The organism is Paenibacillus hamazuiensis, assembly GCF_023276405.1.
Lineage (GTDB): Bacteria > Bacillota > Bacilli > Paenibacillales > NBRC-103111 > Paenibacillus_AF > Paenibacillus_AF hamazuiensis.
In genome coordinates this window covers 5,190,942-5,204,818 of record NZ_JALRMO010000001.1, presented here as the reverse complement: position 1 = coordinate 5,204,818, position 13,877 = coordinate 5,190,942, and the positions used below count along the sequence as shown (strand labels likewise).

15 protein-coding genes are annotated in these 13,877 nt (G+C 49.7%); 12 read left to right on the top strand and 3 right to left on the bottom strand.

What is annotated here, in order from left to right:
* The first annotated feature begins 105 nt into the window (after positions 1-105).
* From MYS68_RS22520 to MYS68_RS22505, 4 genes are all read left to right on the top strand, one after another.
* Positions 106-528, top strand: coding sequence for a MarR family winged helix-turn-helix transcriptional regulator (locus MYS68_RS22520; RefSeq protein ID WP_248928008.1), 423 nt, complete (start codon positions 106-108; stop codon positions 526-528).
* A 70-nt stretch (positions 529-598) separates the two neighbouring features.
* Positions 599-1,411: an SDR family NAD(P)-dependent oxidoreductase gene (locus tag MYS68_RS22515; RefSeq protein WP_248928007.1), complete on the top strand. Its 813-nt coding sequence runs from the start codon at positions 599-601 to the stop codon at positions 1,409-1,411.
* Between the two features lie 196 nt (positions 1,412-1,607).
* Complete coding sequence (locus MYS68_RS22510) at positions 1,608-2,528, top strand: stalk domain-containing protein (RefSeq protein WP_248928006.1); 921 nt, start codon at positions 1,608-1,610, stop codon at positions 2,526-2,528.
* A gap of 378 nt (positions 2,529-2,906) precedes the next feature.
* The gene (locus MYS68_RS22505; RefSeq protein ID WP_248928005.1) at positions 2,907-3,599 is read left to right on the top strand and encodes a DUF3888 domain-containing protein; all 693 of its coding nucleotides are present in this window, start codon (positions 2,907-2,909) and stop codon (positions 3,597-3,599) included.
* 123 nt (positions 3,600-3,722) lie between these two features.
* Here MYS68_RS22505 and MYS68_RS22500 read toward each other — a convergent pair whose 3' ends face one another.
* On the bottom strand, positions 3,723-5,165 hold the full coding sequence (locus MYS68_RS22500) for an MFS transporter (protein WP_248928004.1): 1,443 nt from the start codon (positions 5,163-5,165) through the stop codon (positions 3,723-3,725).
* A gap of 101 nt (positions 5,166-5,266) precedes the next feature.
* Here MYS68_RS22500 and MYS68_RS22495 point away from each other — a divergent pair, with 101 nt between their 5' ends.
* Complete coding sequence (locus MYS68_RS22495) at positions 5,267-5,590, top strand: ArsR/SmtB family transcription factor (RefSeq protein ID WP_248928003.1); 324 nt, start codon at positions 5,267-5,269, stop codon at positions 5,588-5,590.
* A 66-nt stretch (positions 5,591-5,656) separates the two neighbouring features.
* Positions 5,657-6,454 carry a phosphotransferase family protein gene (locus tag MYS68_RS22490; RefSeq protein ID WP_248928002.1) on the top strand — a complete coding sequence of 266 codons (798 nt, stop codon included), beginning with the start codon at positions 5,657-5,659 and terminating at the stop codon, positions 6,452-6,454.
* A gap of 182 nt (positions 6,455-6,636) precedes the next feature.
* Here the strand turns inward: MYS68_RS22490 and MYS68_RS22485 are convergent, their stop codons facing one another.
* Together MYS68_RS22485 and MYS68_RS22480 are read right to left on the bottom strand one after the other, a co-directional pair.
* Positions 6,637-7,398 (bottom strand): SDR family oxidoreductase, encoded by a 762-nt coding sequence (locus tag MYS68_RS22485; protein WP_248928001.1) that lies wholly within the window; start codon positions 7,396-7,398, stop codon positions 6,637-6,639.
* Positions 7,399-7,400: 2 nt separating this feature from the next.
* Positions 7,401-7,769 (bottom strand): MerR family transcriptional regulator, encoded by a 369-nt coding sequence (locus tag MYS68_RS22480; RefSeq protein WP_248928000.1) that lies wholly within the window; start codon positions 7,767-7,769, stop codon positions 7,401-7,403.
* A 182-nt stretch (positions 7,770-7,951) separates the two neighbouring features.
* Between MYS68_RS22480 and MYS68_RS22475 the strand changes: the two genes are divergently transcribed.
* The 6 genes from MYS68_RS22475 to MYS68_RS22450 all read left to right on the top strand — a co-directional run bounded on the left by MYS68_RS22475 (position 7,952) and on the right by MYS68_RS22450 (position 13,869).
* Complete coding sequence (locus MYS68_RS22475; protein ID WP_248927999.1) at positions 7,952-8,434, top strand: GNAT family N-acetyltransferase; 483 nt, start codon at positions 7,952-7,954, stop codon at positions 8,432-8,434.
* 182 nt (positions 8,435-8,616) lie between these two features.
* Complete coding sequence (locus tag MYS68_RS22470; RefSeq protein WP_248927998.1) at positions 8,617-9,501, top strand: carbohydrate ABC transporter permease; 885 nt, start codon at positions 8,617-8,619, stop codon at positions 9,499-9,501.
* A 14-nt stretch (positions 9,502-9,515) separates the two neighbouring features.
* Positions 9,516-10,427 (top strand): carbohydrate ABC transporter permease, encoded by a 912-nt coding sequence (locus MYS68_RS22465; RefSeq protein WP_248927997.1) that lies wholly within the window; start codon positions 9,516-9,518, stop codon positions 10,425-10,427.
* Between the two features lie 58 nt (positions 10,428-10,485).
* A complete protein-coding gene (locus MYS68_RS22460) occupies positions 10,486-11,772 on the top strand; it encodes an ABC transporter substrate-binding protein (RefSeq protein ID WP_248927996.1) in 1,287 nt (428 codons plus the stop codon).
* Between the two features lie 73 nt (positions 11,773-11,845).
* Positions 11,846-12,556 carry a glycerophosphodiester phosphodiesterase gene (locus MYS68_RS22455; protein ID WP_248927995.1) on the top strand — a complete coding sequence of 237 codons (711 nt, stop codon included), beginning with the start codon at positions 11,846-11,848 and terminating at the stop codon, positions 12,554-12,556.
* Positions 12,557-12,588: 32 nt separating this feature from the next.
* Positions 12,589-13,869 carry an ROK family transcriptional regulator gene (locus tag MYS68_RS22450; RefSeq protein ID WP_248927994.1) on the top strand — a complete coding sequence of 427 codons (1,281 nt, stop codon included), beginning with the start codon at positions 12,589-12,591 and terminating at the stop codon, positions 13,867-13,869.
* The last annotated feature ends 8 nt before the right edge of the window (positions 13,870-13,877 follow it).

The window sequence follows — 13,877 nt, the reverse complement described above, 5'->3', positions numbered from 1 at the left end:
ATAGCGTTTGATGGAAGTCTCAAAGTTCGGCCTTGACATTCGGAATCTAAACAGTTATATTTGGTTTTAAATAGCCGGCAAAGTAAAAAACGAGGGACAGTACCTATGAACTCATTTAAAAATGATGTATCTTACGCTCTCATTCAATTGATCAAAGAACACCGCAGGCAGGCCGAGGAAGCACTTAAGCAGTTGGGTTTGCATGCAGCGCAAGAGTTTGTACTTTTTTTGCTCTGGGAAGAAGATGGCCTATCTCAATCTCAACTCGCGGCTCGCCTCAAGCTGGAACTTCCGACTATCACTAAATCTGTGCAGCGAATGGAACGTATCGGCTTGGTAAAGCGTCATGTTGACGAGCAGGACACACGTATTTCTCGTGTCTATCTTACCGAATCCGGGCGCGAACTCTATGAGCCAGCCATGCAAGTATGGAAAAATCTTGATGCTCGCATCTGTCTCAATATGACTGAGCTTGAGCAGGCTTTGTTTCGTCGGCTGCTTCAACAAGGTCTGGCGAATCTTTCCTAAAGGGAGAGATTCGCTTTATAGGTAATTTTACTTTGCCGGCAAACTATTAAAAAAGATAGGATGGATATGTATGAAAAAGGAAGTTCCCTCGATGAAAGATCGTATTGCCTTAGTGACAGGAGGAAGTCGTGGCATTGGTGCAGCAACAGCGATTCAACTTGGACAGCACGGTGCCCGTGTGGCCGTTAACTACTACCGTAATAAAACGGCTGCTCAAGAAGTAGTAGAAATTATTGAGAGCGCCGGAGGCAAGGCAATTGCCGTTCAAGCGGACGTCACGAAGCAGGAGGAAGTTGAACAAATGGTTTCGCACGTTCGTGAGACTCTCGGATCAATTGATACATTGGTTCTCAATGCTCCAGCGTCAAGCAGCTCCTCTTCCGAGATTCCTGCCCACGAACAGCTTCAAGCTATCCTCGCTCCTTTCACAGCAAGTCATTGGGGTATTTTGGAGTCATTCGTTCGAGGTCAATTACAAGCAGCTTACTTTCCGAGCCAGGCGGTTCTTCCGGATATGATGAAGCAACAACGAGGAAGTATCATTTTCGTCAGTGCTACCCATGCCCGCCGACCCAACGAGGGAGGAATAGCTGTAGCCGTTGCCGTAGCCAAGGCCAGCGTGGAGGCGATGATGCAGCATATGGCACTCGAACTGGGGCCCGCAGGCATTAGGGTCAATACGGTGGGTGGAGGAATGATTCTTACCGATCTAAACGCCGGAGCGCCACAGGAGATAAAAAACCAGATAGCTCAAATGACTCCTTTGCGGAGGAATGGCCGACCTGAAGATATGGCTTCTGCCATCACCTATCTGGCCTCCAATCAAGCCTCATTTGTAACCGGAGCCTATCTCACAGTGGATGGCGGCAACTTTATCATCTAAAGACATGAATAGAACGGCGATTAAATAAGCTTAAGCACCGATTGCTCCGCTGACGGAGACGACGATAACGAAATAAGAAAACGTAGGCAGCCGTATAAACATCGGCTGCCTCTTTCGATTAACTTCAATATTTTTCAATGTTCCTGCGAAACATTTACCATTATATGGGCGTATCAAGAGGTGGAGGTGAAGAAATTTGAATATTAAACGATCCGTACCGACTCTGCTGGTTGGACTGCTGGTTTCGCTGCTAATTTCAGGAGCGACCTGCTATGCTTGCAGCTGTATACCGCTAACCTTTGAACAGAAGGTCGAGCGCGCGGAGCAGGTTTTTATCGGCAAGGTGGTGGGAATATGGCACAGTAAACAGCTCGTTCAAGTCAATGTGGAGTTTGAGGTTTCGAGCGTTTATAAAGGAGACGTCCCTTCGTTTACGCACGTTTATTCCAGTAGTGCGGCTTGTGGTATTTCTTTTCAGTTTGGCAAATCGTATCTTGTATTCAAAGATGCTGATGGGACTACTTCACTTTGTTCCGGCACCGGAGCCGTAAACGATGAGAAGCCGCTGGACGAAAGTCTTTTGGGCAAACCAGTGCAGACGTATGAACATAATTCCTCAATGGCCGTAAGTGACGTCAAGCTGCGCTATCATCACGAAAAAATTAGTGCTGTCCGCATAGATCCCAGAAACAAGGCCGTACTGCCTCTTCGGGATGACTTGTTAAAAGAACTAGGAATCGAGCGAACGAGTCATCCGGACGACCACGAGCAAATCAAATTAGCCAAAGGAAATAAGAATGTTACCGTCATTACAGGAAGCAACATCCTCATACTGAAAAATGGACCCAAATATCTGGATACGATTAGCTTCCGGGATGACGGAATCGTTTATGCGCCGCTTCGTGACCTTATGGAGGAATTGGATTTTAGCGTAATCTGGAATGATCATGATCGCTCCGTTACTCTCAAAGATAACAATGCCGTTGTCAGCGTGCCGTTAAAAATAGAAAACTTCGGTAAGCTCGAGAATTTTCAGAAAAACGTTAACAATAAGGTGCCTGATAATATGCGCGTTGTTCGCTATTCCATAGATTCCGGACCCATTTATATGGGATGATAACATCCGGATGCAATTCGATCCCTCACGGGACAAAATGACGGTGGAGAAAGCTTACAAGGTTTCCTGCAAGTCCATGACATGGGAAGAGACACCCTGGAGTGGAAGACGGCTTTTTCTGGATGGATGCAGCGACGGCCAAAGGCATTACGTTCTCAGCCTGTTCTCTACTGAAGACAGCTGAAGAAACCGCCAGTCTAACCACACTATCGATGTGATCCGGGGCCAGTGATGAATTGAAAAGCTCTCGGGAATCTAGGTCCCACGGACAGAATCGTTCGAGTTGGCGATATTTATTTATGGTCGTTTGTAACTAATAGTACATTGGCTTCGTCAATTAGTATAGAAAGAATTGACATTTGAAAGGGAGAGGACGAATTGAAAAAACATTTTATTGTAGGAGTGCTGTGCGGTGCCTTCTTAATGGCAGCAACTTCTGTATTTGCTTCGAGTGCAATCGAAGCAATAATCTTTCCAAGTAAAGTTACTTTTTTTCTAGCCAACGGACTTTCCAAAGAAGTACAGCTTCAGGAAGGCGAAGAGGTGCTTAGCTACAACAATAAGGCATATGTACCTCTTCGTTTATTCGCTGAGAGCAGCGGTGCTCTTGTAAAATACACGCAAGCCTCTCCTGAGACGGATAACAAACATCAAATAGACGTTCGCTATGCTGCTGAAAAAGCTTTTTCCGAGCAAACTTCAAATGCAGCCGGTAGTAAGCCGCTTGAGGACTCACGGGAACTGCAGCTGCAAGATATGCTTGTCATAAGTCTACTTCCGCATATGCAAGAGAAACTTGCTGAGGTATATGCAGATATAATTACAATACCACCAGTAATTCATCCGGATTCCGTCAATGTGAAGAACATTGAAAGGGTAGCTGCTTTCCGTGGTTTTGATTTTTTAATCACCATAGATGCTCAACCAATGGTCGGTCCTCATATACCTGTCGGCGAAGATGTATTTACATTTCGGATCTCGTCGGCTGGAGTTGAAATTAAAAATTATGAGCATCTTAAAGGACCCAATAAGGATGACTTCCTCCCCAATTACCAATATCTTTTGAAGTAACTGCGAACATATAACACGGCGATGGAACCGATCCCTTGCATGTTTACGATTAACCTGACAGAGACAAAGCACAGAAAAACATCATGGGGCCGCTGTGGGCAAGATTCAGGCGGCCCCATTAAGTTAACGGGTTTGTTTTCGAGGCAAAAACAAAGCGACAACCGCACCGAGAAGAATGCCGAGCGCCGCCAAATAAATGGCTGTCCGCTCACCCGCAGCGATGGCTTCACGCAGAGCATCGCCGGTTTTTCCTTGAATACCCATATTGGCAACGGCTATCAGAATGGCAAGGCCTACGGCGTTGCCGATATTTAACGTGGTTGACGCAATACCGGATGCGACGCCTTGGTCTTCCTCGGCTACGCCGCTGGAGGCGGCGACCCACATGCCGGTCCATGTAATCCCTTGGCCGATACCGGAGATAACGATGCCCGGAACGATGATAAGATAACTGCTGCCGGAATACACGCCTACCGGAATCAGTACCGTACCGGCAACTCCGATGAGCAGGCCGATCAGCAGCGTATTGCGTGCCTCCAGACGGGTGGCCAGCCTTTCGCCGAGCTGGGTGCCCGCCGCTATGGCCAGAGAAGGGATAATAAAGGCAAGTCCGGCATTCAGAGCACTGTATCCGTGTACGTTTTGAAAAAGTATCGTAAGGAAATACGGCAGCGCGCCGTACGTTCCCATAAAAATGAAAGTGATGATAGTGCCTGCAACCAGGCTGCGATTGCGGAATAGCTGCAAAGGCATTAACGGATCGGCGCTCCGGGCCTGGATTAAAGTAAACCCCGCTAGGAGCATTAAGGAAAGAATGGCGCATACAATCATATTCGGAGAAGTCCAACCGAATTCAGGCCCCTGCACGAGAACATAAACCAAGAGTGTGGCGCCTGCGGTCACTGTGACGGCCCCGGGTATATCAAAGCGGCGCTTCCGTACCTTCGGCTCGTCGCGGGGAATAATAAACGTGGCGACCAGCGCGACGATACCTGCGAGCGGCACATTGACATAAAAGACGGCTTCCCAGCCGAAGGCATCGGTCAGCAATCCGCCCAATAGCGAACCTAACGTCAGTCCGCTGGCGCCAGCTCCGCCCCATATGGCAAGGGCGCGGTTACGGCGCGGTCCTTCTTCAAACAATCGGTTGATCAGCGACAAAGTGGCCGGAAAGAGAAACGCCGCACCGATGCCTTGGATCGCGCGGGCGATGATAATGACTGGCGCGTTCCAAGCGAGTCCACCGAGTAATGACGAAACTGCATAGAGAAGCAAAGCGAAAACAAACATCCTCTTATGTCCCAGCAAATCGGCGGCACGCCCCCCAAGAAGCAGAAACCCTCCGCAGAAAATCGTATAAGCGCTGACCACCCATTGCAGCGACTGCTTCGAAAAACCGAGTCCTTGGCCAATTTCCGGGAGAGCAACGTAAACGATATTGATGTCAAGCGAGTAAATGAGTTGGGCCAGGGCGAGCAGAGCCAAACTCCATCCTAATGCCCGCTTTTGAACGGCAGCCATTTCCGGTGCTGCGGCATGAAGCCGAGTTTGTTGATCGGTAGACATGAATAGAGACCTCCTTTATTTCAACTTTTTTTGAAATGATCTGAGGTGATTATATTTCAAAAATAATTGAAATGTCAAGAGGGGGATGATATAATTTTATCATGAGACAAATTGATGAATTTGCAGTAGCCCAAGCGGCTAAAGTACTCAGCGATCCGATACGGCTCAAAATATTGATGCTTCTTAAAGAGGGCAGGCAGGAGGTTTACCAGGCGCCTGTCTGTTCGGCCTTTGCTCATGCGATCTGTCCGGAGGATCTGAAGCTCGGTTTGGGTGACATTTCGTCGTCGAAGCTGTCATATCATTTGAAGGAATTGAAGGACGAAGGTTTCATTCAGGAGTGCAGGGAGGGGAAACGGATTTATTATCTCTTAAAGCCTGACCGTTTTAAGAGTCTAATTGAATCGCTCCGCGGGTTGTACTAAACGTGAAGCCGGCAGTGAACGGGGACGATAGCCGCATAGATTCTAAATAGGATTAGGGTGTTTTTCATGGGATTGGGAGAGCGGATTGGCAGAGGCAACACTGCGGATATTTATGTACTAGGGTCGGATCGGGTTGTTAAAGTATTTCGCGACCCCCAATTACTGGACTTGGAGCGGAGGATCAGTACCGTTATTGAGGAGTTGGCGGTAGGCGCCCCGGCATTTTACGGTACCGTAGAAGTTGACGGTATTACCGGACTCGCATATGAGAGGATCCAGGGACCTTCCATGCTGGAGATGCTGATAGGCAAGCCGGAAAAAGCTGCAGAATACGGCCGCGAGCTGGCTCAGCTTCACGCCAAGTTGCATAGCGTCAAGGCAACCGGGCGGCTGCAATCCATTAAAAGCCGACTGGCTTATATGATCAGCGGCATTCGTCATGCCGGTTTCGAGCCGTTACGAGAGGCGATCGTAAGCCGTCTGTCCGAGCTTCCCGAGGATGATCATCTTTGCCACGGCGACTTCCATCCCGGCAATGTGATGTTAAGTCAGCGGGGTCCTGTCGTGATCGACTGGATGACCGCAGTATGTGGTCCGGCACAAGCAGATGCAGCCAGGACGATTATGATACTTCGTCATGCGGTCTTACCGTCAGAGCTTCCCGAGGTCGTTATCCGGACGTTTGCTCAGCTTCGAACCGTATTGCTGCAAGCGTATGAGGACGCCTATCTCAAACTGACCGGCTGCGGCCGGGAGGAGCTTGCCAAGTGGGAGCTTCCGCTTATGGCGGCGCGCCTGGGCGAGAGCGTTCCGGAGGAGGAGCAGCGCACTCTGCTCGCTATAATACAGCGGCAGCTCAGCTAAGCAGGGCGAATTTTTTCCACCGCAGGAAATTTGCTGAATAACACACCATATATTGATTTGGACTTTTCGCGAATGTGCAATATAAACTTATAAGACGAGCTGCTAGCTTCAAGGCTGCCGATGATCGAGTCGGCAGCCTTGTTAAGCTATCGGGGCAGTTTAGTTGAACAAGGAATGGATGTTTACTCAATTGCGTGTTTCATTGACTTATACATTTTTTCCGTGTATTCGTCGACTTCATCCCGCGACATGCGTAAGCGACTCACGGAAGTGCCGTATCCGATTTCCTGTTTACCTTCTTCCAAGCCTTTGAAAATTCCATCTGCGAAGGCATCTAACGGTTCTCCATGGATATGCAGACCGGTTCCGCCTAAATCCGTATTCACCGCCGGCGGAGCGACTTCGATGACTTCTACCGATGTATCGGAAAGCTGGTGTCTTAGACTCATTGTAAATGAATGAAGCGCCGCTTTGGTTGCCGAATAAATCGGGGCAATCGCAAACGGTGTAAAAGCTAACCCGGATGTCACGTTAATGATAGCCGCCTCTTCTTTTGCCGCAAAAAATGGAGCGAACAGCATAGAGAGATGGAAAGGCGCTTCCATGTTGGTTATAATTTCTTTATTGAAATAACTCCAATTGTTCTTCGCATCTGCTTTTAATACATTAAAGCGTTGCTGAATCCCCGCATTGTTAACTAACACATTCACTTCCGGATAGTTCGCCGTTACCCAATCAAACAAGGCTGCACGCTCGGATTCTACATCCAAATCACAAACACGGGTAATGAGGCCGGGGAATTTTTCCTTCGCATCTTGAAGTACATGTTCGCGTCGTCCGCAAACAATGACTTGATTTCCGGCCTTTATAAAGCGCTCTGCAAAAGCGAGTCCGATACCGGAACTTCCGCCTGTGATCAGTATTGTATTTCCTGAAAGTTTCATGATCATTCCTCCTGAAGACGTTTTGTATAACGTGTAATTTTTACGTCAATTCCTTTTAAGGATTCTGTCATCAACGAAATTTCCGCCAATACAGCTTGCTTGTGTTTCTTCATCATTTCGAGCCGGAGCCGGGTGGTGCTTTCTCCTTCAATTACCCAATCAATGTATTGCTTGATACCGCTTATGGGCATGTGCGTATTTTTTAAACGAATGACGGTTTCTAGAAGCGAAATTTGATCATCTGAAAATAACCGCCTGCCGGCTTCATCCCGTTCGATCAGGGGGAGCAGTCCTTTTTTTTCATAATAACGTATCGTTGATTCCGGAATATTCAACATAGCCGAAGCTTCGCTAATTGAAAAATACTTCATCAGGAGGCCTCCAAATTTTATCTTTTGACGTCAACAGGAATATGATACGACTTAAACCATGGTTTAAGTCAACAAAAAAGTTAATGGCCGAGGTAACGTTGGCATATAATAAATTTTTACATATGAGGAAACCCATATTTGCGGTAAAATGGGAGAAACTTCAGAAACAAGGTGATTTACACATGGAATTGGTAAAGGTTTCATTTGAAAAAAAGGCTGTGCTGCGAAATCTCATGGAGTTATATCAATACGACATGAGTGAATTTGAGGAAGATAACGATGTCAACGAATATGGTCTCTTTGACTACAAGTATCTCGACCACTACTGGACGGAAGAAGGCCGCCATCCATTTTTTGTTATGAAATCGGGGAAACTGGCGGGGTTTGTTTTGGTCAGAGAAATTATCGGGCATGTCAATGAAACGACTAAGTTTTCGCTGGCTGAGTTTTTCATTTTAAAAAAGTACCGAGGGCAAGGAATTGGAAAGGAAGCGGCGTATAAAACGTTCGATATGTTTAAAGGACGATGGAGTGTATTTTGGTTGGAAAACAATTTGCCTGCCAAGCGATTTTGGACGAAATCAATTGCAGATTACTCGAAGGGTAATTGTATAGAAACAACGTACGCAGGCAATCCGGCGTTGGAGTTCAACTCGAACTCTTGAGATCTTATGGAAGAAGAAGCGGGGCTGCCAACAATGGCAGTCTTATTTTTCGAAAAGTCGGATGCGGCTTCAACCGGAATCGCAACAAAATCTTTATAACGGCATGACAAATCGAAAACAAACGGGCGCTACAATGACCTTATTAGTCAAATCATTTTACTAATTAAAAAGAGGTGAAGCTTGTGTCTGCCGTAAGGCTGAGGGAAAATGCCGCCGGATTTATGCTGTTGTCACCCTCCCTGCTGATCTTATTCGTATTTGTCGTCATTCCGATCGGCTACAGCGCGTGCTTGAGTTTGTTTTCGTGGGATATGATGAGGCCGTCTCCGACCTTCGTAGGCTTCGACAACTACGTGCATCTTTTCGGCAATCCCGCTTTTTACAGCACGCTGACCCGAACGCTGCTGTACACGGTGCTGACCGTGCCGGCGGCAATGACGATTTCTCTGGCTTTTGCGATCCTGCTGGACAAGGGAGTGCGCAGCCTGATTACGATTTACCGCACGCTTTTTTTCGCCCCGATCATTACTTCGACGGTAGCGATTTCCGTTGTCTGGATGTTTATTTACCACCCGGATTACGGTCTGGCGAACTCCGTGCTCCAATCGCTCGGACTTCAACCGTTAAAATGGCTTAACGCGTCGAGCACCGCGCTTCTGTCGCTTGCGATCATGGCCGTATGGAAGCAGATCGGCTTTTGCGTCATCATTTACCTGGCCGGGTTGCAGGGGATTCCGGCCGAGCTTGAGGAAGCCGCCAAAGTGGACGGAGCCGGAAGGTACCGCGTTCTTGCGAGCATCAAACTGCCTTTGCTGACGCCGACCGTATTTTTTCTGGTCGTGTATTTGACCATCGAGCAGCTGCAAACCTTCGCCCAAGTCGATGTCATGACCAAGGGAGGACCGGCAGGCAGCACCGAGCTGATCGTTATGCATTTGTATAATTACGCCTTTGAACGATTCCAAATGGGCTATGCCTCCGCTATTGCCATGGTGCTGCTTGTCATTATTCTGCTGCTGACCTGGGTGCAAATGCGATCTGCCGGCCGCAAGGTTCATTACCAGTAGGAAGGAGGGAAGAGATGGGGACAAACGCAAATCTGGAAACTTGGGGCAAACCGATGTTCCGTAAAAAAGCGGAGGCGCGCAGCCGGTTTTCGCTTTGGCCAAAGCTGGGCACGATCGGTTTGCTGACGGCGAAGCACGCGCTTCTAATCGGGGGCTCGCTTGTGATGGCGTTTCCTTTTTTATGGATGTTCCTCGGTTCTTTGAAGCTGCCTGACGAGATTTTCTCAGGGGGCATATGGCGGCTTCCGAGCGAATGGCGGTGGGAGCATTATGCCGAAGCTTGGAAGCGGGCTCCGTTCGATCGATTTTTTATAAACAGCGCCCTCGTATCGGTCAGCACGGTCATCGCTCAGTTAATCACCTGCAGCATGGCGGCATATGCCTTTGCCTGCGTGAATTTCAAGGCGAAACAAACGCTTTTTCTGATTTTTATCGCGACGACGATGATTCCGTTTGAATCGACGATGATTCCTTCGTATTTGGTGATCAAGTGGCTGGGGCTTATGAATACGCATTTGGCGATGATTTTGCCGAGCGCCACCAGCGTATTTGGCATTTTCCTGCTCCGCCAGTTTTTCCTGACCATTCCGAGGGACCTGCTCGATGCGGCGAAGATAGACGGCTGCTCGCATGCCGGCATTCTGCTAAGGATCGTGGTTCCCTTATCCCAAACGATAGCGGCCACCTTGAGTTTATTCGCCTTTATTCATGCCTGGAACAGTTATTTATGGCCGCTGCTGGTCACGAACACAACGGGCATGAGAACGGTGCAGGTCGGTCTTCGCTATATGGTGGACAAGGAGCTGGGCACGCAATGGCCGCAAATGCTGGCTGCTTCCACCTTTATTATTTTGCCGATCGTTTTGCTGTTTGTGTTTTTGCAAAAATATTTCGTTCGCGGCATGGTGCAAAGCGGATTGAAATAACCTGCCTCCAAGTCGGCTGGCATTGCAGGATCCTACATACAAAGGAGATGTAACAGAAATGAGACGATGGAAACGTATTTCGGCCTCCTTGATCGCGACTGCGGTCGTAAGTTCAATAACCGGGTGCGGCGGCGGCACGGCGTCAACGGGAGGAAACGCCGCAGCAGGCGGGGAGCAAGCGGCTTCCGCAAACCAGACCGTGACGCTGAAACTGTGGACGACAGAAAAAGATTTGCTTAAAGACTACTTGGATTCGTTCCATGCAGCCAATTCCAATATTAAAGTCGAAGCGGAATTTATGGGCGATTATGATGAAATGGCCAAGAAGGTACAGGCGGGCATTGTATCCGGAAGCCTTCCTCATGTCGTGCAGCTGGGGCAGCGGCATGCGATCCCGCAAATAGCCGACAGCGGCAAGCTGCTGCCGATCGAAAGTTTTATGACGCAGGAGGAAATGGCCGATGTGCTCCCGGGTTTTTGGCAGCGCTACACGTACAAAGGGAAAAAATGGGTCATTCCGTTTCAAAGCAGCACTCCGGTCATGTATTATAATAAGACAATGCTCGAAAAAAACGGGCTGAAGGTGCCGGATACGTGGGATGATTTGGTTGAAGCGGGCAAAAAGCTGAGCAAGGACGGAACTTGGGGATTCAACGTAAACAGCGACAGCCCGTGGTATTTCCAGCCGATGGTATGGAATCGCGGCGGCCAATTGATCCAAAAAGACGGGACGCCGAACGTGAACGGCAAGGAAGCCGTCGAGACGCTTAGATCGATACAGGATCTGGTCCATCAATCCAAAGTGATGCCGCAAAATCAGATCAAATCGTCCGGGGAAGATTTTGTCGCAGGGAAGCTGGCGTTTTTGCTCCGTTCCGGCGCTTCGCTGGCCGGCCTCAAGAAGCAGGTCGGGGATAAATTCGAAATCGGCGTCGCTTTCCTCCCGAAAGTGAACGAGCGCTGGGTTCCGATCGGCGGCAACGGGCTCGGTATTTTCAAGTCGGACAAGCTGCACGAGGAGGCTTCCTGGAAGCTGGTCTCCTATTTGACGAGCAAGGAGGTAACCGCCGCCAATTCAATGGCGACCGGCTACATTCCGGTCAAAAAAGCCGCCTTCGAGCTTCCGCAGTTTAAGGCGCATTTGGAGAAAGACCCGAATTTCAAGGTGGCGATCGATCAAACGCAATATTTGCGCGGGGAGGGCATCCATCCGGCCGACGCGATCATCTGGTCGGGGATCGTTAAAGCGATCGAAACGGTCCACAACGATCCGAAAGCCGATCCTCAGGCGGTGCTGGACAAACTTCAGGCCGAAGTTGTCGAATATATGAAGACCTACAAATAAATCCGATCGGCGGCATCGGCGGGACGAGGTCTCTGCCGATGCCATCTTTTTGGCATAAAGGAGAGAATTGGCGATGATGAATTTGGCGCACCGGGGAGCGTCGGAGTACGCCCCGGAAAATACGTTAGCCGCGTTTTACAAAGGTTTGGAAATGGGAGCAAGCGGACTGGAAACCGATCTTCGGTTATCCAGGGACGGCATCGTTTTTTTGCTGCATGATGAACGGCTGGAGCGGACGACGAACGGAACGGGCAGGGCAAGCGAATATACATGGAAGGAACTGCAGGAGCTGGATGCGGGCTCCTGGTTTGCGGCGGCGTATGCGGGGGAACGTCTGGTTAGCCTGGAGACTTTTCTGCACTTCTTCGCAAGAAAGCCGATTCATCTTGCTTTGGAGATGAAGGAGGAGGGGCTGGAGGAAGATACGCTCAGGCTGCTCGCGAAGTACGGGATTTCGAACAGAGTGACGATTACCTCGTTTCAGCAGGGGATTTTGCGAATGGTCCGCAGGCTCGATTCCGCGGTGCGCATCGGCTTCCTGGTTAAGCAGTATACGGAAGAAATCTTAGCCGAGCTTAAAGAGATTTCCGCACAGCAAATTTGCCTGACGGCCGAAACAATTACGAAGGACGGGGTAAACCGTCTCAAGGCTGCCGGTCTGGAGGTACGGGCCTGGAGAGTCCGGGACGAAGCGCTTATGCATCACTGCCTTGAGTGCGGCGTCGACGGCATGACGATCAACTTTCCCGACAAATTAACGGAGGCATTGCGCCGCGTGCTATAATAAGAGCACTATGAAATGACGGAGGAATCCAGGTGCAGGTCAGATCAGAGTCAAACAGCCACCAGCGCATGAAGCAGGATAATCGGGCGCATGTATTGCGATTGCTGCAGGAGCAGCCGCATATGACCCGGGTGAAGCTTGCGGAGCTGACCGGTTTGACCAAACAGACGGTCACCAATATTATTCAGGAGCTGCTCACCCAACAGCTCGTTGCCGAAGAGGCTTCGAAAGGAGCCGCCGGGGTGGGCAGGCCTCCCGTTTATTTGCGTTTCAGGCGCGAGAAGCTGACGGCCGCAGGCATTCAAGTGACGCCATCCTATATTCGCGGCATCCTGCTTGATCTTGACGCAACGGTGTTATACGAGACGCAAACGGAACTGGAGCCCGAAATGATGGAACGCGAAGACGGCGGCAGCCAGGTCGTGTCGCGCATCCGGTCGACCATCCATACGCTGCTGAGCCGTCTTCCGGCAGACAGCTGCTTTATGGGCGCCGGGATCGGACTGCAGGGGATTATAGACGGCAGCGGCGGCAGGGTGAAGTTTTCCCGGTATTTAAAATTGTTTGATTATCCTTTAAAGGAACTGTTCAGCAAAGAGTTTCCTTTTATCATCTGCGTCGACAATCTGGTCCGTGCTTTTGCGGCCGGCGAAATATGGAGGAAGCGCCATCAAGCCTGGAGGCACGTATTGTGCGTTTATGCCGATCAAGCGGTTGGCGGTGCCATTTTAATCGACGGCAAGCTGTATACGGGAAACGATTGGCAGGCCGGGAAGTTCGGCCATACGAAAGTCGTAAGAAACGGCAGGGCGTGCCGGTGCGGCAAAAAAGGATGCGTGGAAGCCCACATTTCCATCCCGGTCTTGCTTTCGCTTGCCGGCGGCCATTACCGGGATTTCGATGAAATGCTGCATCATTTGAATGAAGAAGCGAAAAGCGAGTTATTCGAAGAGGCGGGCCGTCACCTTGGATTTGCCATAGGAAATGCGGTTAACTTGTTAAATCCCGAGTGCATCATTGTCGGGGGAGAGCTGACCAAAGCCAGAAGCTGGCTCGAGCAGCCGATGCTGGACGAAATGAGGCAAACCGTCAGCATCCCGAATGACCGGACCCCTCTTTATATTTCCGATTACGATCAAAACAACGGTGGCATCGGAGCCGCGTCCCTTGTTTTTCACCAATGGCTCCTTGACCCGGTTCATATATCGGCTGAAGATGCGAAAGCTTGGCTCACACGCAGCCGGCTGAACGGCATCGGCGACCACGACGCTCCCAGCTTTGATGAGCATCTTCCAGGAGGGGGCGCGAACTGAGCGACCCA

Bases quoted from the DNA above. Each gene is read 5' to 3' on its own strand.
- MYS68_RS22500 (WP_248928004.1), bottom strand. From the start codon at position 5,165: ATGTCTACCGATCAACAAACTCGGCTTCATGCCGCAGCACCGGAAATG.
- MYS68_RS22475 (WP_248927999.1), top strand. From the start codon at position 7,952: ATGGAATTGGTAAAGGTTTCATTTGAAAAAAAGGCTGTGCTGCGAAAT.
- MYS68_RS22515 (WP_248928007.1), top strand. From the start codon at position 599: ATGAAAAAGGAAGTTCCCTCGATGAAAGATCGTATTGCCTTAGTGACA.
- MYS68_RS22455 (WP_248927995.1), top strand. From the start codon at position 11,846: ATGATGAATTTGGCGCACCGGGGAGCGTCGGAGTACGCCCCGGAAAAT.
- MYS68_RS22520 (WP_248928008.1), top strand. From the start codon at position 106: ATGAACTCATTTAAAAATGATGTATCTTACGCTCTCATTCAATTGATC.
- MYS68_RS22490 (WP_248928002.1), top strand. From the start codon at position 5,657: ATGGGATTGGGAGAGCGGATTGGCAGAGGCAACACTGCGGATATTTAT.
- MYS68_RS22495 (WP_248928003.1), top strand. From the start codon at position 5,267: ATGAGACAAATTGATGAATTTGCAGTAGCCCAAGCGGCTAAAGTACTC.
- MYS68_RS22480 (WP_248928000.1), bottom strand. From the start codon at position 7,769: ATGAAGTATTTTTCAATTAGCGAAGCTTCGGCTATGTTGAATATTCCG.
- MYS68_RS22465 (WP_248927997.1), top strand. From the start codon at position 9,516: ATGGGGACAAACGCAAATCTGGAAACTTGGGGCAAACCGATGTTCCGT.
- MYS68_RS22460 (WP_248927996.1), top strand. From the start codon at position 10,486: ATGAGACGATGGAAACGTATTTCGGCCTCCTTGATCGCGACTGCGGTC.
- MYS68_RS22485 (WP_248928001.1), bottom strand. From the start codon at position 7,398: ATGAAACTTTCAGGAAATACAATACTGATCACAGGCGGAAGTTCCGGT.